General features: G+C 61.8%; 6 protein-coding genes. 3 read left to right on the top strand and 3 right to left on the bottom strand.

Going from position 1 to position 24544, the window contains the following annotated elements; translation table 11 throughout:
• Positions 1-5: 5 nt before the first annotated feature.
• A complete protein-coding gene (locus tag AOA62_RS17505; protein ID WP_099549289.1) occupies positions 6-878 on the top strand; it encodes a formylglycine-generating enzyme family protein in 873 nt (290 codons plus the stop codon).
• Positions 879-994: 116 nt separating this feature from the next.
• Here AOA62_RS17505 and AOA62_RS17495 read toward each other — a convergent pair whose 3' ends face one another.
• Positions 995-1822, bottom strand: a complete 828-nt coding sequence (locus AOA62_RS17495; protein WP_099549288.1) for a formyltransferase family protein — start codon at positions 1820-1822, stop codon at positions 995-997.
• A gap of 201 nt (positions 1823-2023) precedes the next feature.
• Here AOA62_RS17495 and AOA62_RS17490 point away from each other — a divergent pair, with 201 nt between their 5' ends.
• Together AOA62_RS17490 and AOA62_RS17485 are read left to right on the top strand one after the other, a co-directional pair.
• On the top strand, positions 2024-3676 hold the full coding sequence (locus AOA62_RS17490; protein ID WP_099549287.1) for a cyclic peptide export ABC transporter: 1653 nt from the start codon (positions 2024-2026) through the stop codon (positions 3674-3676).
• 154 nt (positions 3677-3830) lie between these two features.
• Complete coding sequence (locus AOA62_RS17485; protein WP_017138098.1) at positions 3831-6209, top strand: TonB-dependent siderophore receptor; 2379 nt, start codon at positions 3831-3833, stop codon at positions 6207-6209.
• A 135-nt stretch (positions 6210-6344) separates the two neighbouring features.
• Here AOA62_RS17485 and AOA62_RS17480 read toward each other — a convergent pair whose 3' ends face one another.
• Together AOA62_RS17480 and AOA62_RS17475 are read right to left on the bottom strand one after the other, a co-directional pair.
• Positions 6345-16688 carry a non-ribosomal peptide synthetase gene (locus AOA62_RS17480; RefSeq protein WP_099549286.1) on the bottom strand — a complete coding sequence of 3448 codons (10344 nt, stop codon included), beginning with the start codon at positions 16686-16688 and terminating at the stop codon, positions 6345-6347.
• 73 nt (positions 16689-16761) lie between these two features.
• The gene (locus AOA62_RS17475; protein WP_099549285.1) at positions 16762-24543 is read right to left on the bottom strand and encodes a non-ribosomal peptide synthetase; all 7782 of its coding nucleotides are present in this window, start codon (positions 24541-24543) and stop codon (positions 16762-16764) included.
• Position 24544 lies beyond the last annotated feature (1 nt).

Genomic DNA, 24544 nt, shown 5'->3' with positions numbered 1-24544 from the left:
CCCACATGAATCCATCCCGACTCAAACCCCTGACCGCCCTGGCGCTGACTGCTCTTTGCGCGGCATGGCTGCCCAACCTGGCGCAGGCCGCCACGCCGCAACCCGGCAAAGTGTTCAAGGACTGCAAGGACTGCCCGGAAATGGTGGTGCTGCCCGCCGGCACCTTCACCATGGGCACGCCGGAAGACGAAGTCGGCCGCGAGCCCGATGAAGGCCCGATGCACGACGTGACCTTCGCCAAACCGTTTGCCATGAGCCGCTTCCACGTCACTGCCGCCGAATGGGACAGCTATATCCGCCAGACCGGCGTCAAGATCGCCGACGGCGACACCCGCCCCGGCCGCGAATGCATCGCCAGCAAGCCCCGCTACCCGCAAGGGCCACGCCAGCCGGCAGTGTGCATGGACATGGACGACATCAAGCAGTACGTCGCCTGGCTATCGGAAAAAACCGGCCACAAGTACCACATGGTCAGCGAAGCCCAACGTGAATACGCCGCCCGCGCCGGCTCCACCGGGCCGTTCCCCTTCCCGTTCGACGAGGGCAAGGGCTACAGCATCGCCCAGCACGCCAACACCTACGGCCCGGCAGATGGCTACAGCTATTCCTCGCCGGTGGGCAGCTACCCGCCGAATGCATTCGGCATGTACGACATGCACGGCAATGTGTATGAGCGGGTTGCCGACTGCGAGCACCCCAACTATATCGGCGCCCCTACCGACGGCAGCGCCTGGATGGAGCCCAACTGCGAGGGCTACCAGATCCGCGGCAATGACTGGGGCGAAGCGCCGGTGTTCTCACGCTCGGGCAACCGCAACACCATCTACCCGCAAACCCGCGGGGACTGGATTGGGTTTCGGGTAGTGCGCGACCTTTAAGCAGCACACCGAGCAGAAGGTGGGAGCTGGCTTGCCTGCGATGCAGACACCTCGGTACATCAGGTACACCGAGTTGATGCCATCGCAGGCAAGCCAGCTCCCACACTTGGATCGCCTTAGGCCTGCTTGGCCAACAACTCCAACCCTTCATGCAACGCCGGGAACAGGCTGTTGTTGAAGTTGTTCCAGCGCAATTCGAGGATGGTGTCCTCAGGCGAAATCTCGGTTTTCAGCACGTCGTGGAACACTTCGCCCGAATCAATGCCGTTGTCCACGTAATGGAACGAAGCGCCGGTGAGGTACAGCGGTTCGCTGGCCTTGGTGGCTTTGGTCGCCCAATCCACCACCGTCTGCCCGCGCGCGCCGTACAAGGCATTCCAGGTGGCATAGGCGCCACGGCGCTCGTAAGGCGATTCAATACGGGTAATGCCTGGGTGGATGTTCATGATCCGCCGCGCAAACGGCGCGCCGGGCCGCACCAGCTCATCGAGGATCACCAGCAGGCCGTCCAGCACCACGATATCGGCCTTCAACTCCACCAGGGTGTCGTGCAAGCGACGTTCAAAATCCTGCTTGCCGGCGATGTGTTCGGCGCTGCCACGCGGCAGGCGGCGGTAGGTGGACGGCACGCTTAGCAACAAGTCATTGACCAGCTTGCCCTGCACGCGCAGGTCCGCCGGGTACAGCCACTGGCGACCCGGCTGATAGGCAAAACCATAGTCGGCCACCAACTGCTGGTCCCGCGGGTTCTGCTCGTCATCGTCGTACACCACGCCGACCAGGTTGTAGGCCTGGCCCAACGGTGTGTCGTTCAGCGACCCCACCAGAAACTCCAGCACCGACTTCATATAGCGCTCGTGGTCCTTGTAGGCCACCGGCTGCCCGGCCTTGTCGGCGGCAGCGTTTCTCAGGGACCAGACATACACCAGATTCTTTTTCGTCATTGTTTCGCTCTCGCTGGATAGATCAGGCACGCGCCAATACGCGTGCGCCTACACAACAAGAACGAACCAGCCTGCAGGCAATTTATCGACCCAGGCCACCGCCCGGCGCGCCGCGCTAAATAGTCGCCCCGACACTTCGTTTGTCATGGGTAAGGGTCTGTGTGCCCAGCCCCCTCTTTTTTCACTTTCCGGGAAGTATTTATGACCGACCCCAAGCGCGGCGCCTTTAACGGTTTGCTCGCATTGCTCAGGCCTTTTCGCACCATCGTGACAGTCTCTGTCGCGCTGGGCATGGCCGGCGGCCTGGCCATCACGTTGCTGCTGGCGACTATCAATAACGCCCTGCACTCTACAACCGGCATGACCCAGGGCGTGGTCCTGACCTTTGCGGCGCTATGCCTGTTGGCGCTGACCAGTTCGATCGTCTCGGATATCGGCACCAACTATGTGGGCCAGCGGATCATTGCCGCCCTGCGCAAGGATCTCGGTGAGAAAGTGCTGTCGGCGCCCATCGAGCAGATCGAACGCTACCGCTCGCACCGCCTGATCCCGGTGCTCACCCACGACGTCGATACCATCAGCGATTTCTCCTTCGCGTTCACCCCGCTGGCCATCGCCAGCACGGTAACCCTGGGTTGCCTGGGTTACCTGGCCTACTTGTCTGTGCCAATGTTCCTGATGATGATCGTCGCCATTGTGATCGGCAGCAGCGTGCAGTTCATCGCCGGCCACAAAGGCATACGCGGCTTCGATGCAGCCCGTGACCTGGAAGACGAACTGCAGCGCTACTATTCGGCGATCGCCTCCGGCGCCAAGGAGTTGCGCATCCACCGGCCACGGCGCTACCGGATGAACACCCACCGTATCCAGGAAACCGCCGACCGGATCAGCGACATCCAGGTGCGCTCGGTAAACATCTACATCGTGGCCAAAACCTTTGGCTCGATGCTGTTCTTTGTGGTCATCGGCCTGGCCCTGGCCATGCAAGCCTACAGCCCCAACCCGGACCCGGCGGTGATCACCGGTTTTGTGTTGGTACTGCTGTACATGAAAGGCCCGCTCGAACACGTGATCGGTTACCTGCCGATCATCGGCAAGGCCGGCATTGCCTTTGCGCGTATCACCGAGCTGTCTGATCGCTTCTCGTCCCCCGAGCCGCATCTGTTGATGGACGGCAGCGAAGCCCCCACGCCGGTGGTCAACAGCCTTGAACTGCGTGGCGTCACCTACAGCCCACCGCCGGTAGAGGGCAGCGAGCCGTTTCACCTGGGGCCGATCAACCTGAGCATCCAGCAGGGCGATATCGTGTTTATCGTCGGCGAGAACGGCTGCGGCAAGACCACACTGATCAAACTGTTGCTGGGCCTGTATCAACCCGACGCCGGCGAAATCCGCCTGAACGGCGAAACCGTGACCGACCCGGTGCGCGATGACTATCGCCAATTGTTCACCACGGTGTTCGCCGACTATTACCTGTTCGACGACCTGGTCCAGGGCAGCGCCACGCAATCGCTGGACAGTGCTGCCAAGTACCTGGAGCGCCTGGAAATCGCGCACAAAGTCAGCGTCAAGGACGGCGTATTCAGCACCACCGACCTCTCCACCGGGCAGCGCAAGCGCCTGGCGCTGGTCAATGCCTGGCTCGAAGAGCGCCCGGTGCTGGTGTTCGACGAATGGGCCGCCGACCAGGACCCGGCCTTCCGCCGCGTGTTCTACACCGAGCTGCTGCCCGACCTCAAGCGCCTGGGCAAAACCATCATCGTGATCAGCCACGACGACCGCTACTTCGACATCGCCGACCAACTGGTGCGCCTGCGAGCGGGCAAGGTGGTGCACGAGATGGAGCCGGCTTGAAATTTATTTTCCGGTTTTTCCGGATAGGAACGTCTCACTAGTGGTAATGAGAATTGACCTCAATAAACACTAAAAGCTGCCCACTTAAAACATAGAAGAGAATGCATCCATGCCAGCAACGTTCGGTCTGAGTCCCTTGAGCAAGGCACTCTCCATGCGCCGCCTCTTGAATACCCCTCTGCTGCCAAGCGCGATTGCCCTGGCACTGGCACTGCCGGTGGCAGGTTATGTGCAGGCGCAGGAAGTCGAGCTGAATGTGCCCGCACAGCCGCTGGGGAGCGCGCTTCAGGAGTTCGGTCGCCAGACCAACTTGCAGGTGCTCTACAGCCCTACCGATGTAGAAGGCAAGCGCAGCCACGCGATCAAAGGCAAGTTGCAACCTGGCCAGGCCATGACCACCTTGCTGTCCGGGACGGGCATCAGCTATGACCTGCAGGGCAGCTCGTTCACCATCAGCGCGGCGAAAACGTCGGCACTGGAACTGGGTGCTACCCAGGTAACCGCCAACCAGTTGGGGACCATCACCGAAGGCTCCGGCTCCTACACCCCTGGCACCATCGCCACCGCGACGCGCATGGTGTTAAGCCCACGTGAGACGCCGCAATCGATTTCCGTGGTGACCCGCCAGGCTATGGACGACTTCAGCCTCAAGTCGATCGACGACGTGATGCGCCACACACCGGGCATCACCGTTGCCACCTACGACAGCGAGCGCACCAGCTATTTCTCTCGCGGTTTCGCCATTCAGAACTTCCAGTACGACGGTATTCCGATCCTGCAGGATGCCCAGTACTCGTCGGGCCACACCTTGACCGACACCGTGATCTACGACCGCGTCGAAATTCTCAAGGGCGCCACCGGCCTGCTGACCGGCGCCGGCGGCCCGGGCGGCACCATCAATATGGTGCGTAAAAAGCCCACCTCGGAATTCAAGGGCTATGTGGACCTGGGCGCGGGCTCCTGGGACAACTACCGCTCGGAAATCGACGTCAGCGGCCCGCTTACCGAGACCGGCAACGTGCGTGGTCGTGCTGTTGCGGCGTACCAGGACAAACACACGTTCCTCGATCACTACCAACGCCAGACCAACGTCTACTACGGCATTCTCGAGTTCGACCTGGCACCGGATACGTTGCTGACCATCGGTGGCGACTACCAGGACAGTGACCCGCAGGGCTCCAGCTGGTCCGGTGCGGCCTCGCTCTTTGACTCGGCCGGCAACCACATCAGCACCCCGCGCTCCTTCAACAACGGCGCCAAGTACAGCAAGTGGAAACAGTACACTCGTACCGCCTTCGCCACCCTGGAACACACGTTCGACAACGGCTGGGTCGGCAAGGCGCAGTACAACCACCAGATCAACGGCTACAAAGCCCCGTTGTCGGCCCTGCTGTCACCCAATGCCGAAACGGGCAAGGCATCGCTGCTGACCCGTACCTACAATGGTGAAACCACCAGCGACACGGGTGATCTCTACGCCACTGGGCCGTTCAGCCTGTTCGGGCGTGAGCACGAACTGGTGGTCGGCACGTCGGTCTCGCGCTCGCACTGGCTGGGCAGCGACTACACCAACGCCACCAACTACGACAACAGCCACGACTACTTCAACTGGGACGGCGACGCCCCCAAGCCGGACCGTGGTCCTCGAACCAAAAAGAACGACGAGCTGACCCGCCAGAGCGCCAGCTACATCACCGGGCGCTTCAGCCTCGCGGATGACTTGCACCTGATCCTCGGCACTCGGGTCAACAACTACGAAGTAAGCGGCACCAGCCAGGTCAAGGACACCGGCAAGGTAGTGCCTTATGCCGGCATCACCTATGACCTCAACGACAACTTCTCGGCCTACGCCAGCTTCACCGAAATCTACCTGCCCCAGGACGATTACCGAGACCGCAACGACAAACCGCTGGAACCAGATGAAGGCAAGAACTACGAGATCGGCCTTAAGGGCGAGTTCTTCGACGGTCGCCTGAATTCGAGCCTGGCCTACTTCGAGGTTCACGAGAAAAACCGCGCCGTCGACGACACGGATTACATCCCCAACAGCCACCCAGGGCTGGATTACGCCTCCAGGGGCACCGAAGCCAAGACCAAAGGCTACGAAGCGGAAATTTCCGGCGAGCTGGCGCCAGGCTGGCAGTTGCAGGCGGGCTATACCCATAAGATCATGCGCGACAAACAGGGTGAGAAGCTCTCCACCTGGGAGCCGGAAGATCAGGTCAATATCTACACCAGCTACAAGCTGACCGGCCCACTCGACAAGCTGACCCTGGGCACCGGCGTGCGCTGGCAGGGCACTGGCTGGAAACTGCTGAACAACTATGCCAAAGGCACCGAGGAAAACTTCTCCCAGGACCCACTGTGGATCGTCGACGCGATGGCCCGTTACCAGGTGACCGAGAACGTATCGGCGACCCTCAACGTCAACAACATCTTCGACAAGAAGTACTACACCAACATCGGCTTCTACAACTCGGCTTACTACGGCGACCCGCGTAACGTCATGCTCAGCACCCGCTGGAACTTCTGATCCGGCCCAAGCCCCTGGTCATCGCTGATGACCAGGGGCTTTTTGTTGCCCGCTGAATCGTGGCGTTTGGCGAATAACACCGATAAAAAAACGCCCCTGGCCATCGGTCCAGGGGCGTTTCTTTTACACCGGGGGTTACTTCATCGCATCAGCAAAGCTCTGCACGAACGCGGCGTTATCGATGATTCGATCATGGGTAGAGTCGATCAGTACTGACTGCTCAATACATGGACGGCCCATAACCTGCGCCATGCTTGCCTCAATTAACTGACGATGCTGCCCTGCCCGGCTCGCAGCGGCCCACCAGCAATTGATCGGTGCCTGGATCGGCTTGAAGTCGGCGTCCTTGAGACTCTGGCCAAGAGCACGGTCGAGTTCCCAGGAGATCTGCGCTTCGTCACCTTCAAGCAAGCTGGCCTTTACTTCAAGATAGGTTTCACCGAGTGCATTTTCGGCCCACGTGCTGAACACCTGCCATTGCTGAACCTCGTCGTCGGCAACCGCCTGGCTTTGCAACCATGCGTCTTGGATCAGCTGGCTCGACTGCGCAAACATCACCTGCAATAACTCGACCCGCCGTTGATTAACCGGCGCTTCACTGTCATCGGTCATCACTGCTGTGTCCCAATAGTCCTTGAGCCAGTACGGCGGCGATGCGTCGATCCACCCCACAACCTCTACCACACGCCCCGCCTGTTCCAACGCATACGCGACCTCCATGGCCAGGTTGCCACCCAGGGACCAACCGGCCAGGCGATAAGGGCCTTCGGGTACGGCATCGAGCAGTTGCGCGGTGTAGTCATCGACCATTGATTGCCAGTTGGGCACGTCACTACCCTCCTCGACCAACGCCCGACTGATCACCCCCAGCACCGGCCGTTGTTCACGCAGTGCCAGGCCGATGGCCTTGTAGCAATGCACCGAACCAAAGCTTGGGTGGAAAAGGAACAGTGGCGTGCCTTGGGTCTGGCTGTTGAGTTTGACGATCAGCGAGTGGCGGGTTTCGCCACCCAGGCAGGCCACCTGCCCCGCAATGGTCGGGTTAAGCATCAGTTGGCTGACCGACAGCGCTGTGCCGGTCGCCTTGCGGATGCGCTCCTTGAGCCTCAACACCAACAGCGAATGGCCACCCAGCTCAAAGAAATTGTCATTTAACCCGACGCGTTCAACCTCCAGGACCTCGGCCCAAATCGTCGCGAGGCGCTGCTCCAGCTGCGTCTGCGGCGCCTGATAGACGCGTTCTTGCGCGTGCGCATCAGGCTTGGGCAACGCCTTGCGGTCCAGCTTGCCATTCGGGCTCAGGGGCATTTGCGCCAGCAGCACCCATTGCGCCGGCACCATATAGTCCGGCAAGTGCGCCAACAGGTGTGCGCCCAGGGATTCACGCCAGGTTTCGCTCGGCGCCAGCAATACCAGATAGCCCACCAGGTGCTTGCCATCAACCACCTGGACCGAGGCTTCCTGCACCTGCGGATGTTCAAGAACGCGCGCTTCAATCTCACCCAATTCAATGCGCAGGCCACGCAATTTGACCTGATGATCCAGGCGCCCAAGGTATTCGATAACCCCGTCGGCACGCTGACGCACGCGGTCGCCGGTACGATACAGGCGCGCTCCGGGCTCGAACGGCGAAGCGACAAACCGTTCGGCGGTGAGCCCCGGGCGTCGATGATAACCGCGTGCCAAGCCGATACCGCCCAGGTACAACTCACCGGCCACACCCACAGCGGTCGCTTGCAGTTGTGCGTCCAGCACATAGGTGCACAGGTTGGCGATCGGCTGGCCAATGGGCACCGTGTCACGCCCTTCGTCGATGCAGGTCCAGTGGGTCACGTCGATGGCGGCTTCGGTCGGGCCATACAGGTTGTACAACGCGGCTTGCGGCAACTTGCGCAATACCTGCTGTTGCGCATCCACCGGCAGCGCTTCGCCGCTGCACACAATGCGTTGCAAGGAGTGGCAGGAAGCAACGGCCAGGTCTTGCAGGAAAGCCTGCAGCATCGACGGCACAAAGTGCAGCGTGGTGACCTCTTCGGTATTGATCAGCTCTACCAGCCTGGCCGGGTCGCGGTGATCACCCGGCGCAGCCACTACCAGGCGTGCGCCTGTCATCAGCGGCCAGAAGAACTCCCACACCGACACGTCGAAGCTGAACGGGGTCTTTTGCAGCACCGTGTCACGGACGTTCAACCCGTAGGCTTCCTGCATCCAGCACAGGCGGTTGGTCAACGCACAATGGCGGTTGCCCCCCCCTTTGGGCTGGCCGGTGGAGCCGGAGGTGTAGATCACATAGGCGAGGTTTTCGCCGCTCAGCACGCTAATGGGATTGGCTTCGCTGTAACTGTCGACATCGGCCTCGCCCAACACCAGCGTGTCCACACCCTGTGGAATCGGCAATTGACTCAACAGATGGGCCTGGGTCAGCAACATACTCACGCCGCTGTCTTCCAGCATGTAGGCCAGTCGCTCGCGTGGGTATTCCGGATCGAGCGGCACATAAGCGCCACCGGCCTTGAGTACCGCCAACAGGCCGACGACCATGTCTATCGAACGCTCCACGGCCAGCCCCACCAACACGTCGGGGCCGACACCGGCGTCCATCAGGCGATGGGCCAGGCGGTTGGCCCGCCGATTAAGTTGGGTGTACGTCAAGCGCTGCCCGGCAAATACCAGCGCCTCGGCATCCGGCGTGAGTTCGACCTGGGCTTCGATCAACTGATGCACAGGCTGCTGCGTGTAGTCGCGAGCAGTGGCGTTCCAGTTTTGCAGCGCAATACGTTGCTCGGTGCCCTCCAACAGCGGCAACTGGCTGACGCGCTGTTGCGGGTCGTCGAGCATGCCTTGCAACAGATTTTGCCAGTGCCCCAGCATGCGCGTGAGCATGGCTGGTTCGAACAGGTCGGTCGCATAGGTCAGGGTGGCCCAGATACCCTGCGCGGTGGCCTGGGTGTCCAGGCTCAGGTCGAACTGCGCGGTCTGGCTACCCCAATCCAGGCCCTCTACCCGCAAATCGGGCAACTGACGGCCGCGGGTGGCCAACCCCGCCTCGCTCTGATGGTTGAACAACACCTGGAACAACGGGTTATGGCTCAGGCTGCGCTCCGGCTGCAGGGCTTCGACCAGTTGCTCGAAGGGCAGGTCCTGATGGCTCTGCGCATCCAGGCTGCGGTGTTTGGCCTGCTGCAACAGTTGGGTAACGGTGATCTGCTCGTCCACGTCGGCCTTGAGTACCTGCGTGTTGACAAAGAAGCCGACCAACCGCTCGACCTCAACCCGGTTTCGGTTGGCGATCGGCACCCCGACACGGATGTCGTGCTGGCCACTGTAGCGGTACAACAAACCCTGAAAAGACGCCAGCAACAGCATGAACAGCGTCACGCCCTCGCGCTGCGCCAATGCGTTGAGCCCCTCGGCCAGTTGCGTCGGCAACTCAAGCTCCAGGCTGGCACCGCGATAGCTTTGCTGCGCCGGGCGCGCGTGCGCGGTCGGAAGTTCCAACACCGGTTGCTCACCGCCCAGCAGTTCGCACCAGTAAGCCAACTGACGCTCGCGCTCACCTGCCGCCATCCACTCGCGTTGCCAGTGTGCGTAATCGGCATATTGCAACGCCAGCGCCGGCAACTGCGCGACCTCGCCCTGGCGGTAGGCGCTATACAACTGCACCAGTTCGTCGACCATCACCTGCATCGACCAGCCATCGGAAACGATATGGTGCTGCACCAGCACCAGCACGTGCTCATCTTCGGCCAGGCGCAACAAGGTGACGCGCAGCAGCGGCCCTTGCTGCAGGTCGAAAGGCTTGGCAATTTCGGCTTCTACCTGCTGCTGCAGTGTCTGCTCAGTGGCATCGCCTCGCATGATTGACAACGGTTCGGCAGGCAAAACCACCTGCACCGTGCGCTCATCCTGCTGATTGATGCGAGTGCGCAAGCTTTCATGTCGCGCCACCAAGCGATCAAAGCTGCACTGCAAGGCATGCAGATCAAGGCGGCCGCTCAGGCGCAGAATGCTCGGGATGTGGTAAGCGGCGCTTTGCGGGTCCAGCTGCCAAAGAAACCACTGTCGCTCCTGGGCAAAGGACAGCACTAACGGCTGATCCCGTCCTATCGCCCGCATTGGCGGCGCCAAGTCCTCTTCAGCGGCGTGCAGTGCCAGCACAAAACCCTGCAGTTGCGGCTGCTCAAACAAGGTGCGCAGTGGCACGTCACGCTCAAGTAACTGGCGCACACGGGAAATCACCTGCATGGCCAGCAACGAGTGCCCGCCCAACTCGAAGAAGTGGTCCGTCAGGCCAATGCGCACAGCGCCCAGCACTTGGGCCCAAATCGCCGCGACCTGCTGTTGCAATGGCGTAACCGGCTCAACCCACACACCTTGCGACTGCGCCGCGTCCGGCTGGGGCAAGCCCTTACGGTCGAGCTTGCCGTTGGGCGTCAACGGCATCTGGTCCAGGAACATGAAGTGCGCAGGCACCATATAGTCAGGCAGACGGGTTTTCAGGGCACGACGCAAGGCTTCGCGGAATGCGACCGGGTCGGCCACGGGTTCAGCGGGCACGACGTACGCCACCAACTGCTTGCCGCTCGGACTTTCCTGGGCCACGACGACCGTTTCACCAACCGCATCCTGCTCACGCAGGCGCGCCTCGATTTCACCCAACTCAATACGGAAACCACGAATTTTCACCTGATGGTCGACACGCCCTAGGTAATCCACCACGCCGTCCGCACGGCCACGGGTCAGGTCGCCGCTGCGGTAAACGCGGCTGCCGGGCTTGCCGAACGGGTCCGGCACAAAACGCTCGGCGGTGAGTGCCGGGCGCTCCAGATAACCACGGGCCACGCCTTCGCCGCCCAGGTACAGCTCACCAGCCACGCCGATGGGTTGCAGGTTGAGTTGTGAGTCCAGCACGTAGCCGCTGCGGTTGCCCAACAGTGTGCCGATCGGCGCATAGACCGCGCCGCACGGATCGCCGCGACGGGCTTTCCACAGCAGCGGCGTGACCACGGTTTCGGTCGGGCCGTAGCCGTTGAACAAGTAGGTCGGTTTCAGTGCGCGCCACGCCAGGTCGTAACTGGCCTGCGCCACCGCATCGCCGCCGAAGCAGTACACGCGCACATTGGGCGGGTTGCCATCGCGCTCGGCATGCTCGGCCAACTGTTGCAGGTACACCGGCGGGAACACGGCCATGGTCACGTGGTGACGGTGCATTTGCGCGTAGGTGTATTCCGGCAGCCACAGGCTGTCGTCGCGGATCAGTACGCTGGCGCCGTTGATCAGCGGGTGCATCCAGCCTTCATGGGAACCATCGAAGGCGAAGGACATGAAATGCAGTTCGCAATCGGCCGGGCCGGTTTCATAACGCTCCCCGGTGGCGATGATGTGCGCCACCAACGGCCCGTGGGAAACCGCCACGCCTTTGGGCATGCCGGTGGAGCCGGAGGTGTAGATCACGTAGGCGAGGTTGTCGCCATCCAGATTTACCTGCGGCGCGGTATCGCTGTAGCCGGTCCAGTCTTCGGTGCGGTCAATGGCCAGGGTTTCGAGCCCTTCCGCTACCGGCAATTGCGCCAAGGCACTGCTGTGGCTCAGCAGCAATTTCGCGCGGCTGTCTTGCATCATGTACAGCAAACGATCACGCGGGTATTCGATGTCCAGCGGCACATACACGCCACCGGCTTTCATCACCGCGAGGAACGCCACCATGATTTGCGCGCTGCGCGGCATGGCAATCGCCACCCGCACTTCCGGGCCGACGCCACGGGCGATCAGCGCATGGGCCAGGCGGTTGGCCTGGCGGTCCAGCTCGCCATAAGTCAGGGTTTGCGTATCGAATTTGACCGCCACCGCATCCGGGTTTTCCCGCACGCGATCAGCAAACAGCTCATGCACCAGACGCTCGGCCGAGAAGCCGGCGTCGGTCTGGTTCCACAGTTGCAGGATGTGCTGCTGCTCGTCGCTGTCCAACAAGTGCAACTGGCCGATATTCTGTTGTTGATCGGCCACCATCGCCTGCAACAGGTTCTGCCAGTGGCGGGCCATCCGCTCAATGGTGACGGCTTCAAACAGGTCGGTGGCATAGCCCAGCGAGGCCCACAGCCCTTCTGTACTTTCATGCACATCCATGTCGAGATCAAAATGCGCGGTACGGCGTTCCCACTCCAGGCCTTCGATGCGCAAATCCGTCAGTGCTTGCGCCCCCAGGTGACCCTCACTCTGATAGTTGAACATCACCTGGAACAGCGGGTTCAGGCTCAGGCTACGCTCGGGTTGCAGGGCTTCGACCAATTGCTCGAACGGCAGGTCCTGATGGGCCTGGGCCTCCAGCGCACGCTGCTTGACCTGGGCCAACAACTCGGCAACCGTCATGTGCCCGTCGATATCGGCCTTGAGTACCTGAGTGTTGACGAAAAAGCCGATCAGACGCTCGGTTTCCACACGGTTGCGATTGGCGATCGGCACGCCTACGCGAATGTCTTGCTGGCCGCTGTAGCGGTGCAGCAACGTCTGGAACGAGGCCAGCAGTAACATGAACATCGTCACGCCCTGCGCCTGGGCCAGGGTTTTAAGACCTCGCGCCAGCTCGGCAGGTAACGGCACATCCAGGCGCGCGCCACGATGGCTTTGCTGCGCCGGGCGCTGATGGTCGAATGGCAACTCCAGCACGGGCTGCTCGCCACCGAGCAAGTCACGCCAGTAATCCAGCTGGCGGGACTTTTCACCCGCCTCCATCCACGTACGCTGCCACACGGCAAAGTCGGCGTACTGGATCGGCATCACCGGCAACTGCACAGCCTGGCCCTGGCTGAACGCGGCATAGAGCTGCACCAGTTCGTCGATCATGACTTGCATCGACCAACCGTCAGAAACGATGTGATGCTGCACCAGCACCAACACATGATCGTCCTGCGCCACACGCATTAAGGTCACGCGCAGCAACGGCCCGCGTTGCAGATTGAACGGGCGGGCGATTTCGGCTTCGACTTGCGCTTGCAGATCAGCTTCTTGCACGTCAACGCACTGGACAGGCAACACCACCTGTGCACGGATAACTTGCCGCGCCCCCTCCGCGTGCTGTTCGACGCAGGTGCGCAGGCTTTCATGGCGAGCGACCAACTCATCGAAACTGCGCTGCAACGCCGCCGTGTCCAGCCGCCCCCTGAGGCGCAAGGCACTGGGAATATGGTAGGCGGCGCTGTCCGGGGCCAGTTGCCAAAGGAACCACTGGCGCTCCTGGGCATAGGACAGTGGCAACGGCTGGTCACGACCGACCGCCACCAGTGCCGGCGCCTGCTCACCCAGGCCACCATCCAGCGCGTGCAAAGCGCCAGCAAATCCTTCCAGGCGAGGCTGCTCGAACACCAGCTTGAGCGGTACTTCGCGCCCCAGCGTATGACGCAAGCGTGATACCACCTGCATGGCCAACAGCGAATGCCCGCCCATCTCAAAGAAGTGGTCGGTCAACCCTACCCGCTCGGCACCCAGGATTTGCGCCCATACGGCAGCGACCTGCTGCTCCAGCTCAGTCACCGGTGCCACCCATGCCTGCTGCGATTGGTTGGCGTCGGGTTTGGGCAGCGCGTGACGATCCAGCTTGCCGTTGGGGTTCAGCGGCATGCGGTCAAGGAAGATGATGTGGGTCGGCACCATATAATCCGGCAGTTGTTCGCGCAGCGTCAGCTTGAGGGTTGCGGCGTCTTGCTGCTCGGCAACCAGATAGGCGACCAATTGATTGTCGACGGCCAGCACCAGTGTTTCGCGCACGCAGGGCTGAGCCAACAACAGCGCCTCGATTTCACCCAGCTCGATACGAAAACCGCGGATCTTGACTTGATGATCGACCCGCCCGACATACTCGATGACGCCATCGGCGCGATAGCGTGCCAGGTCACCGGTGCGATACAGGCGCTCGCCGATTTCGCCGAACGGGTCCGGCACAAAGCGCTCAGCCGTGAGCAGCGCGCGGTTCAAATAGGCGCGCGCCAAACCGCAGCGGCTGCCGATGTACAACTCGCCCACCGCCCCCAACGGCGTCAGGTTCAAGTCACGGTCCAGCACGTAAAGGGCGCGCCCTGGCAAGGAACGGCCAATCGGGCTGGCGGTGGCACCGACGATTTCAGCAGCCGCTGAGCAGTCCAGCACACTCGACACCACGGTCGCTTCTGTGGGGCCATAGGTATTGAGCAAGCGTACATGGCCAAGACCGGCTTTCACCCACTGCGCCGGGCCGTCCAGTGGCATGGCTTCGCCACCGATGTGCACCTGGCGAAGCGCGCCATAGGATCGAGGCCCCGCCGCCAGGCAATCGAGCAGGAACAGGTTCCAGTAAGCGGTGGGCAAGTCGGCCAGGGTGATGCCTTGGGCGATGATTTCGTCGTACAGCCGAGCGCTGTCCCACAGCTGCGGCCCGCGCAGGACCACCGTCGCGCCGTGGGTCAGCGCCGGGTAGAGCTGCTCGACGAAACCGTCGAAATTCAAGGTAGCGAATTGCAGTACGCGGTCATCCTGGGTCAGGCGCGAGTAATCGGCGGCCATCCGGGAAAACTCAGTCAGCGCCGCATGATTGATCGCCACACCTTTGGGCTTGCCGGTGGAACCGGAGGTGTAGATCACGTAAGCCAGGTTGTGTTTGTCGACCTTGACCAGCGGGTTGCTCTCGCCGTAGTGGGCCAGCCCCGAATCCGCCACATCCAACGTCGCCATGCCTTCGGGCAGCGGCATCGGCACATGGGGTTGCGTCAGCACCACACGCACGCCGCTGTCCTCAAGCATGTGCAGCAGGCGTTCACGCGGGTATTGCGGGTCCAGCGGCACATAGGCGCCGCCCGCCTTAAGCACGGCCAACAAGCCAACCACCATCTCGAACGAGCGCTCGACTGCCACACCCACCCGCACTTCCGGGCCGACACCGCGCTCAATCAGCGCATGCGCCAGGCGATTGGCTTGGCGATTCAACTCGGCATAGCTGATGGTGTGTTCGTCCAGGCACAGCGCAACTGCCTCCGGGCGCTGCTGCACCTGGACCTCGAACAACCCGTGAACGCCTGTCGCCGCCTCGAACACGGGGCCACCCTGGTTCCAGGCGTACAGCAAATCACGCTGTTCTGCATCGATCAGCATGGCCAACTGCGCCACACGGGTGTCCGCACGCCCGACAATAGCGCGCAGCAAACGCTGCCAATGCTCGGCCATGCGCTGCACAGTGGGCGCCTCAAACAGGTCCGTGGCGTAGGTCAGCGAAGCCCGGATACCTTGCGGAGATTCTTGAGTATCCAGGCTAAGGTCAAACTGTGCGCTCTGGCTGCCCCACTCCAGCGCCTCAAGTGCCAGGCCCGGCAATTGCAGCTCGCCCCGCGACTTATGGGCTTCGGTCTGGTGGTTGAACATCACCTGAAACAACGGGTTATGGCTCAGGCTGCGCTCCGGTTGCAGCGCCTCGACAAGCTGCTCGAATGGCAGATCCTGATGGCTCTGGGCTTCGAGTGCGCGCTGCTTGACCTGGGCCAGCAACTGACTAAAGGGCATCTGCCCGTCGATATCAGCCTTGAACACCTGGGTATTGACGAAGAAGCCGATAAGACGCTCGGTTTCTGCGCGATTACGGTTGGCGATCGGCACTCCGACGCGGATATCCGACTGCCCGCTGTAGCGATACAACAGCGTCTGGAAGGACGCCAGCAACAGCATGAACAACGTCACACCTTCGCGTTGAGCCAGCGCCTTGAGACGGCTGACCAACACCGCGTCCAGGTCCATGTCCAGGCGCGCGCCGCGATAGCTTTGCACCGGCGGGCGCGGATGATCCAGGGGCAACTCCAATACCGGTTGCTCACCGCCCAACCGCTCAACCCAATAACCCAACTGGCGCTCTTTTTCGCCGGCTTCCATCCAACTGCGCTGCCACAAGGCGTAGTCGGGGTATTGAACCGGCAACTCAGGCAAACGCACATCCTGGCCCTGGCTGTAGCCCACGTACAACTGCACCAGCTCATCGACCATGACCTGCATCGACCAGCCGTCGGAGACAATGTGGTGCAGCACCAGCACCAGCACATGCTCATCCGGTGCCAGCTGCAGTAACTTCACCCGCAACAGCGGGCCTTGTTGCAGATCGAAGGGTTCGGCGACTTCGGCTTGCACTTGAGCTTCGAGTTGCGTGCGCTCACCCACACCCTCAGCGATCTCAAGGTGCAGCTCAGGCTTCACCACCTGTAATACCTGATCGACGTCTTGATGCAGGCAGGTGCGCAAACTTTCGTGACGGGCAATCAAGGCATCAAAGCTGCGCTGCAAGGCCGATCGATCAAGTCGACCTTTCAACCGCAACGCACGTGGCAAATGGTAGGCAGGGCTCTGCGGCTCCAACTGCCACAAAAACCACTGCCGCTCCTGGGCATAAGAGAGTCGCAGCGGCTCGCCTTCCTGACGCTTGAAAACCGGGGCAATCTCAAACAGGTTGATGCCTTGCTGCTTGAGCATTACCGCCAACGCTTTCTTTTGTTGCGCAGAAAGTGAACCTACCGACTCGATTAATGCTTGCACGCCACGCCCCTCAGGAAATCAATTTATCCAAATCTTCTGCTGATAGACGTTTGAGGGCCTCCAAGGATTTAGCCAATGCGTCCTGCACCGGTGAATTATTTGTTTGCCGGGTGGCGACATAGGCACTGAAATCCGCCAGGGTCGGGGTGGTGAAGATCGATTTGACGTCGAATTCGGCGTGCAACTGCTCGCGCAGGCGCACCACCACTTGGGTGGCCAACAGGGAATGCCCGCCCAATTCGAAGAAGTTGTCGTTCAAGCCCACCCGTTGCACGTCGAGCACTTCGGCCCAGATCGCGGCGATCTGTTGTTCCAGGTCGCTGCGCGGCGCCGCGTATTCGCGCGCCTGCAGGTTGGCGTCCACCTTCGGCAGCGCCTTGCGGTCGAGCTTGCCGTTGGGGCTCAGGGGCATCTGTTCCAGCAGCATCCATAGCGCGGGCACCATGTAGTCCGGCAGGTGTTGGGCCAAGTGCGCGCTCAACACGTCGCGCCAGTCGTCGGCGGCGTTTTGCAACACCAGGTAGCCCACCAGGTATTTGCCGTCGACGGCCAACACCGCGGCTTCACGCACCCACTCGTGTTCGAGCAGGCGCGCTTCGATTTCACCCAACTCGATACGCAAGCCACGCAACTTGACTTGATGGTCGATACGCCCGGCGTACTCGATCACGCCGTCGTCGCGATAGCGCGCCAGGTCGCCGGTGCGATACAGGCGCTCACCGTTGACAAAGGGGTTGGCAATAAAGCGCTCGGCGGTCAATGCCGGGCGGCGATGGTAACCCCGGGCCAGGCCGACACCTCCCAGGTACAGCTCGCCCAACACGCCCACCGGCGCCGGCTCAAAGTTGCCGTCGAGGATGTAGCAGCCCAGGTTGGCAATCGGGCGACCAATCGGCACCGCATCGCGACCTTCATTGATGCAGGTCCAGTGGGTCACGTCGATGGCGGCCTCGGTCGGACCGTAAAGGTTATACAACCCGGCTTGCGGTAGTTTGGCGAAGACCTGCTGTTGCGCATCCACCGGCAACGCCTCGCCGCTGCACACAATGCGGTGCAAGGTGTGGCAGGTCGCGACGGTCGGGTCTTGCAGGAATGCCTGCAACATCGAGGGTACAAAGTGCAGCGTGGTGACCTGTTCGGCATTGATCAGGCTGACCAGCCTGGCCGGATCACGGTGATCGCCGGGCGCAGCAACGACTAGGCGTGCGCCGGTCATCAGTGGCCAGAAGAACTCCCACACCGACACATCAAAGCTGAACGGGGTCTTTTGCAGCACGCTGTCGCTGACATCCAGGCCGTAGGCTTCCTGCATCCATTGCAGGCGGTTGGTCAGGGCCGCATGACGGTTGCCGGCGCCTTTTGGCTGGCCGGTGGAACCGGAGGTGTAGATCACGTAGGCGAGGTTTTCGCCGTCCAGAGCAATACCCGGATTCTCTTCGTTAAAGTCTTCGAATCCAGTCTCGCCAAGTACCAGCGTTTCCAGGCCGTGTGGAATCGGCAACTGACCGATTAGATGCGCCTGAGTGAGCAGCAGCTTCACGCCACTGTCTTCAAGCATGTAGGCCAGGCGCTCACGCGGATACTCCGGGTCCAGCGGCACGTATGCGCCACCAGCCTTGAGCACCGCCAGCAGGCCGATCACCATCTCGATGGAACGCTCCACCGCCAGCCCCACCAGCGTGTCCGGCCCCACGCCCGCCTCGATCAGACGATGGGCCAGGCGATTGGCGCGGCGGTTCAGCTCAGCGTAATTCAAGCGCTGCTCGGCAAACACTATCGCCGGTGCCGCTGGCGTGAGCGCAACCTGCGCTTCAATCAGTTGATGCACCGTTTGCTGCAACGGGTAATCGCGGGATGTGGCGTTCCAGTCCTCAATCACCTGTTGGCGCTCAGTGGCGTCGAGCATCGCCAGCTCACCCAGGCGTTGCTGCCCGCCCTCAAGCATCGCTTGCAGCAGGTTGACCAGATGCCGGCCGTAACCTTGCACCGTATTTTCGTGGAAATGCGCGCGGGCAAAGCTGAACTGCACCGACAGCGTTTCGCCCAGATCCACCAGCACCGTCAGCGGGAAGTTGGTTTGCTCATGGGCGTGGGGCTCGCCAAACCGAATGCCGCTGTCGCCGCTTTGCGCCAGGGCTTTGGACACCGGGTAGTTTTCAAACACCAGGATATTGTCGAACAAGGCTTCACCGCCCTGCCCGGCCCAGCGCTGAATGTCATACAGGCCAGTGTGTTCATGCTCACGCAAGGCCAGGTTTTGCGCCTGCACGGCTTGCAACCAGTCGGCCACTGACACCTGCCCCTCGACCGCGCAGATCACCGGCAAGGTGTTGATGAACAGACCGATCTGCTGCTCAACGCCCGCAAGCTCCGCCGGGCGACCGGCCACGGTAGCACCGAAGGCCACTACCGCCTGGCCACTGTGACGCTGCAACAGAATCAGCCACGCCGCCTGGATCAAAGTATTGAGCGTGACTTTGTGGCTTCGGGCGAACGACTCAAGTTGAGTCGTGAGTGTGCGATCAAGCGCCAGTTGATACTCGCCATGCCCTTGCACCGCCATCGGTTGGCTGCTGTCCAGCCGTGTCGGGGTTTGCAATGCACTCAATTGTTCGCGCCAGAAGGCTTCGGTCGCAGCGGCATCACGCTGTTGCAGCCAACCGATGTAATCGCGATAGCGCCCGGCCGCTTCCGGCACTGCCACACCGGCATAGCGTTGCAGCACTTCGCCGAACAGCCGCGAATTGCTCCAGCCGTCCATCAAGATGTGGTGGTGGGTGTAAATCAATTCGTAGCACTGCTCATCGGTGCGCACCAGTACCAGCCGCACCAGTGGCGCCTTGGCCAGGTCAAAACCCTCGCGGCGCTGGGCCTGTTGCAGGTTGCGCAGTTCCAGTTCGCGCTCCGGCATGGCGCGCCAGTCCAGAACCTGAATCGGCAGCCGCGCTTCGCGGTATACCACCTGGCATGGCCATTCCAGCTGGCCTTCCCAGAAGAACCCGCTGCGCAGCACGTCATGAGCCTGCACCGTGGCATCCCAGGCGTGCTGGAAGCGCGCCACGTCCAGGCCTTGCGCCGTCACGCGAATCTGGTTGATGTAGTCGCCCGCCGTCTGCTCATAGAGGGTGTGAAAGAGCATGCCTTGCTGCATGGGCGACAAGGTGTAGATGTCTTCTACGGCATCGAACGCCAGCGGCAACGACTCCAGCTGCGATTGGTTCAAGCGCGATAACGGGAAATCCGAGGCGGTCACACCGCCATTGCCGGGCGTGCAGCAATGTTCTATCAGCGCGTTGAGTTCGCGGGTGTAAGCCGCGCTCAGCGTTTCGATCACCGCGGGGTCGAACATCAGCGGGCTGAACGTCCAGCCCAGTTGCAGTTCGCCGCCATAGACTTGGCCGTTGAGCGTCAGCCAGTTACCCAGCGGCGCATCCGGGCTTTGTTCGGCACCGGCACTTTCTGCGGCGGGCGCGAACAGGGTGTCCGGTTGGTCGAAACTGCCGTCAACCTGGCCCAGGTAGTTGAAGGTGATGCGCGGCGCTGGCAAAGCACTGAACGCCTCACGTGTGGCGTCATCGCCCAGGTAACGCAAAGCGCCAAAACCCAAGCCTTTATGCGGCACGCTGCGCAATTGCTCCTTGATCTGTTTGATCGAAACCGCCAGGGACACGTCGGGGGTCAGGCGCACCGGAAACAGGCTGGTGAACCAGCCCAGGGTGCGCGTCAGGTCAATGTCGTCAAACAGGTCTTCACGGCCATGGCCCTCCAGCTGGATCAGGCTCGAGGCGTGACCCGTCCACTGGCAGATCACCCGAGCCAGGGCCGTGAGCAGCAGGTCGTTGATCTGAGTGCGGTAGGCCGTCGGCGCCTGTTGCAGCAATTGCCGGGTGCGTTCGGCATCCAGTTGGCTGACCACAGTCTCGGCCAGTCGCCCGGGACGCGCGCCTTGCGGGTCACGGCACGGCAAGTCGGTGGCCGCACCTTGCAGCTGTTGCTGCCAAAAGGCTTGCTCGGACGCCATCGCAGCGCTACGGGCGTGGGCTTGCAAGCGCTCGGCCCAGGCTTTGAATGAAGAGGTCTTGGCCGGCAATTTTTGTTCGCGATACAGCGCTTGCAGGTCTTCAAGGAACACCCGCCAGGACACGCCGTCCACCACCAAGTGGTGCATTACCAGCAACAGGCGCTGGGAACCGTCTGCCAGCTCGACCAGTACCGCACGCAGCAATGGCCCCTGTTGCAGGTCGAGGCTGCGCTGGGCTTTTTCGCAGAGCGCGGTCAACTCGCTGGCATCTGCCACCTTGGCTTGCCACAGTACCTGTGTGCCAGCCGCAGCATGCTCGGCTTGCCAACCCTCAAGGTGCTGGCTGAAGCGCAAACGCAGCACATCGTGGTGAGCAATCAGGCCCTGCAACGCGGCTTCCAGACGATCGCCCTGAAGCGCTTGGCGTGGCGTCAGCAAGAAGGACTGGTTCCAGTGATGCGGGTCCGGCAGCTGCATCTCGAAGAACAACTGCTGGAACGGCAGCAACGGCGTCTCACCCTGCACCGAACCTTGGTCGATCACCCGCGCGGTTTGCAACTGCGCCACCCGCGCGAGGCTGCGCACGGTTTGATGCTGGAACAACGCCTTGGCGGTGAAATGAATACCGGCGGCACGTGCGCGACTGACCACCTGAATCGAGATGATCGAGTCACCGCCGCGCTCAAAGAAATTGTCATTCAACCCCACCTGCTCGATGCCCAGCACGTCGGCCCAGATGGCGGCGATCTGCTGCTCCAGCGCGCTTTGCGGGGCTTCATATTGCTGCGTGGCTTCGGGCTTTGGCAGCGCCTTACGGTCAAGCTTGCCGTTGGGGCTCAGCGGCATCTGCTCCAGCAGCATCCATTGTGCGGGCACCATGTAATCCGGCAGTGTTTCGGCAAGATGAGCGCCGAGCACATCGCGCCAATCATCCGCTGCGTTTTGCAGCACCAGGTAGCCCACCAGGTATTGACTGTCCGGTGCCAACACGGCCGCTTCGCGGACGTAATCGTGTTCCAGTAAACGCGCTTCGATTTCGCCCAATTCGATACGTAGGCCACGCAACTTGACCTGATGATCGGCACGCCCGGCATATTCAATCACGCCGTCTGCGCGATACCGCGCCAGGTCGCCGCTGCGGTACAGACGCTCACCGCTGACAAAGGGATGGGCGATAAAACGCTCGGCGGTCAATGCCGGACGTCGGTGATAACCACGGGCCAGGCCGAGACCGCCCAGGTAAAGCTCGCCCAGCACGCCAATCGGTACCGGTTCGAAATGGCTGTCGAGGATGTAGCAGCCCAGATTGGCAATCGGGCGACCAATCGGCACGGCGTCACGCCCTTCATCGACACAGGTCCAGTGGGTCACGTCGATGGCGGCTTCGGTTGGACCGTAGAGGTTATAGAGCCCGGCTTGCGGCAGTTTGGCCATGACTTGCTGTTGCGCATCCACCGGCAGCGCCTCGCCGCTGCACACGATGCGCTGCACGCTGTGGCAGGTCGAAACCGCCGGGTCTTGCAGGAACGCCTGCAACATCGAGGGTACAAAGTGCAGCGTGGTGATCTGTTCGGCAGTGATCAGGCTGACCAACCGGGCCGGATCACGGTGATCGCCCGGTGCTGCAACGACCAGGCGCGCGCCGGTTATCAGTGGCCAGAAGAACTCCCACACCGACACGTCGAAGCTGAACGGGGTCTTTTGCAGCACGCTGTCGCTGGCGCCCAGGCCATAGGCCTCCTGCATCCATTGCAGGCGATTGAGCAGCGCTGAATGGCGGTTGCCGGCGCCTTTGGGTTGGCCGGTGGAGCCGGAGGTGTAGATCACGTAGGCGAGGTTTTCGCCGTCCAGCGCGATATCCGGGTTTGCGTCGCTGTAGCTGTCGAAGCCGGACTCACCCAGCACCAGGGTTTCCAATCCTTGTGGGATCGGCAACTGTTCGAGCAAATGCGCCTGAGTCAGCAGCAGCTTCACGCCGCTGTCTTCAAGCATGTAGGCCAGGCGCTCACGCGGGTATTCCGGGTCCAGCGGCACATACGCGCCACCGGCCTTGAGCACCGCCAATAGCCCCACCACCATCTCGATGGAGCGCTCCACCGCCAGCCCCACCAGCGCATCCGGGCCAACGCCGGCCTCGATCAAACGATGGGCCAGGCGATTGGCGCGGCGGTTCAGTTCGGCGTAACTCAGCGAAACGTCACCAAAACGCAATGCCGGTGCATCCTGTTGCGCCAGCACCTGCGCTTCAATCAACTGATGCACCCACTGGCCTTGCGGGTAGGCGCGCTCGGTGGCATTCCACTGGTAGAGGAGTTGTTGGCGCTCCGTGGCGTCCAGCGTCGCCAGGTCCTGCAAGGCCATTGCAGGGTTGGCCACGGCGGCGCGTAACAGGTTCAGCCAATGGCCCAGCATGCGCGAGGCGGTCGCCGTGTTGAACAAGTCGGTGGCATAGGTCAGGGAGGCCCAGAGGCCGTCGCCGGTTTCCTGGGTATCCAGGCTCAGGTCAAACTGGGCGCTTTGGGTTTCCAGTTCGAGGCTGGCCACACGCAGGCCCGGCAGTTGCTGCTCTGCGGATGGGGTCTTGGCCTGGTGATTGAACATCACCTGAAACAGCGGGTTATGGCTAAGGCTGCGTTCGGGTTGCAGCGCTTCGACCAGTTGCTCGAAGGGCAAATCCTGATGGGCCTGGGCTTCCAACGCGCGGCGCTTGGTGTGTTGCAGCAGCTGGGCGAAGGTCATCTGGCCGTCGAGATCGGCCTTGAGCACCTGCGTGTTGACGAAAAAGCCGATCAGCGATTCGATCTCGACGCGGTTGCGATTGGCGATCGGCACGCCGACGCGAATGTCCGACTGCCCGCTGTAGCGATACAGAAATACCTGAAACGACGCCAACAGCAGCATGAATAGCGTCACCCCTTCGCGCTGAGCCAAGGCCTTGAGACCGGCGACCAGGGCGGGTTCCAGGGCAATGTCCTGGCGTGCGCCAAGGAAACTCTGCTGTGCCGGGCGCGGGTGATCGAGCGGCAGTTCCAGCACCGGCTGCGTGCCACTGAGCAGCTCACGCCAGTAATCCAGTTGACGGGCCTTCTCCCCCGCCTCCATCCAGCGGCGTTGCCACAACGCGTAATCGGCATACTGGATCGGCAGCGGTGCCAACGTGCACGCCTGGCCCTGGCTGTAGGCGGCATAAAGCTGCATCAGCTCTTGCACCGTCACGCCCATCGACCAACCGTCAGAGACGATATGGTGCTGAACCAGCACCAGCACATGCTCTTCTTCGCTTAGGCCGAACAAGCTGACCCGCAATAACGGACCTTGCTGCAAATCGAAAGGTCGGGCGATTTCAGCTTCGACGCTTGCTTTTAGCCCGGCCTCGTCGGCTGAGTGTTCAGCGATCTCGATCACAGCCTGGGCCAATACTTGCTGGGCACGCTGCTCGCCCTCCAGGTGCAAACGGGTGCGCAGGCTTTCATGGCGTGTCACCAGCGTGTCGAAGCTGCGCTGCAGCGCGGCCTTGTCCAGGCGCCCGCTCAGGCGCAAGGCGCCGGGGACGTGATAGGCCGCACTGTCCGGGTCCAGTTGCCAGAGAAACCACTGGCGCTCCTGGGCATAAGACAGCGGTGCGTGCTGGCCGTCCTCGCGAATCGAGGCGATCGGCAGTTGCGCGAAACTCATGCCACGGCTTTGCAGGCGTTGGTAGAACTGTTGACGCTGTTCCAGAGGCAGGCGAAGAAAGCGCGAAACCAGATCGATATTAGGGTTGGAAAGCATG

Origin of the sequence: Pseudomonas sp. 2995-3, from assembly GCF_002742565.1 — a bacterium.
Classification (GTDB): domain Bacteria; phylum Pseudomonadota; class Gammaproteobacteria; order Pseudomonadales; family Pseudomonadaceae; genus Aquipseudomonas; species Aquipseudomonas edaphica.
Note: the sequence above shows the minus strand (reverse complement) of the source record. Positions and strands in the feature narration are given on the sequence as shown.

What these genes read in the sequence shown, in the direction of transcription:
- AOA62_RS17475 (WP_099549285.1), bottom strand. Translation starts at nt 24,543, where the DNA reads ATGCTTTCCAACCCTAATATCGATCTGGTTTCGCGCTTTCTTCGCCTG.
- AOA62_RS17505 (WP_099549289.1), top strand. Translation starts at nt 6, where the DNA reads ATGAATCCATCCCGACTCAAACCCCTGACCGCCCTGGCGCTGACTGCT.
- AOA62_RS17485 (WP_017138098.1), top strand. Translation starts at nt 3,831, where the DNA reads ATGCGCCGCCTCTTGAATACCCCTCTGCTGCCAAGCGCGATTGCCCTG.
- AOA62_RS17480 (WP_099549286.1), bottom strand. Translation starts at nt 16,688, where the DNA reads ATGCTCAAGCAGCAAGGCATCAACCTGTTTGAGATTGCCCCGGTTTTC.
- AOA62_RS17495 (WP_099549288.1), bottom strand. Translation starts at nt 1,822, where the DNA reads ATGACGAAAAAGAATCTGGTGTATGTCTGGTCCCTGAGAAACGCTGCC.
- AOA62_RS17490 (WP_099549287.1), top strand. Translation starts at nt 2,024, where the DNA reads ATGACCGACCCCAAGCGCGGCGCCTTTAACGGTTTGCTCGCATTGCTC.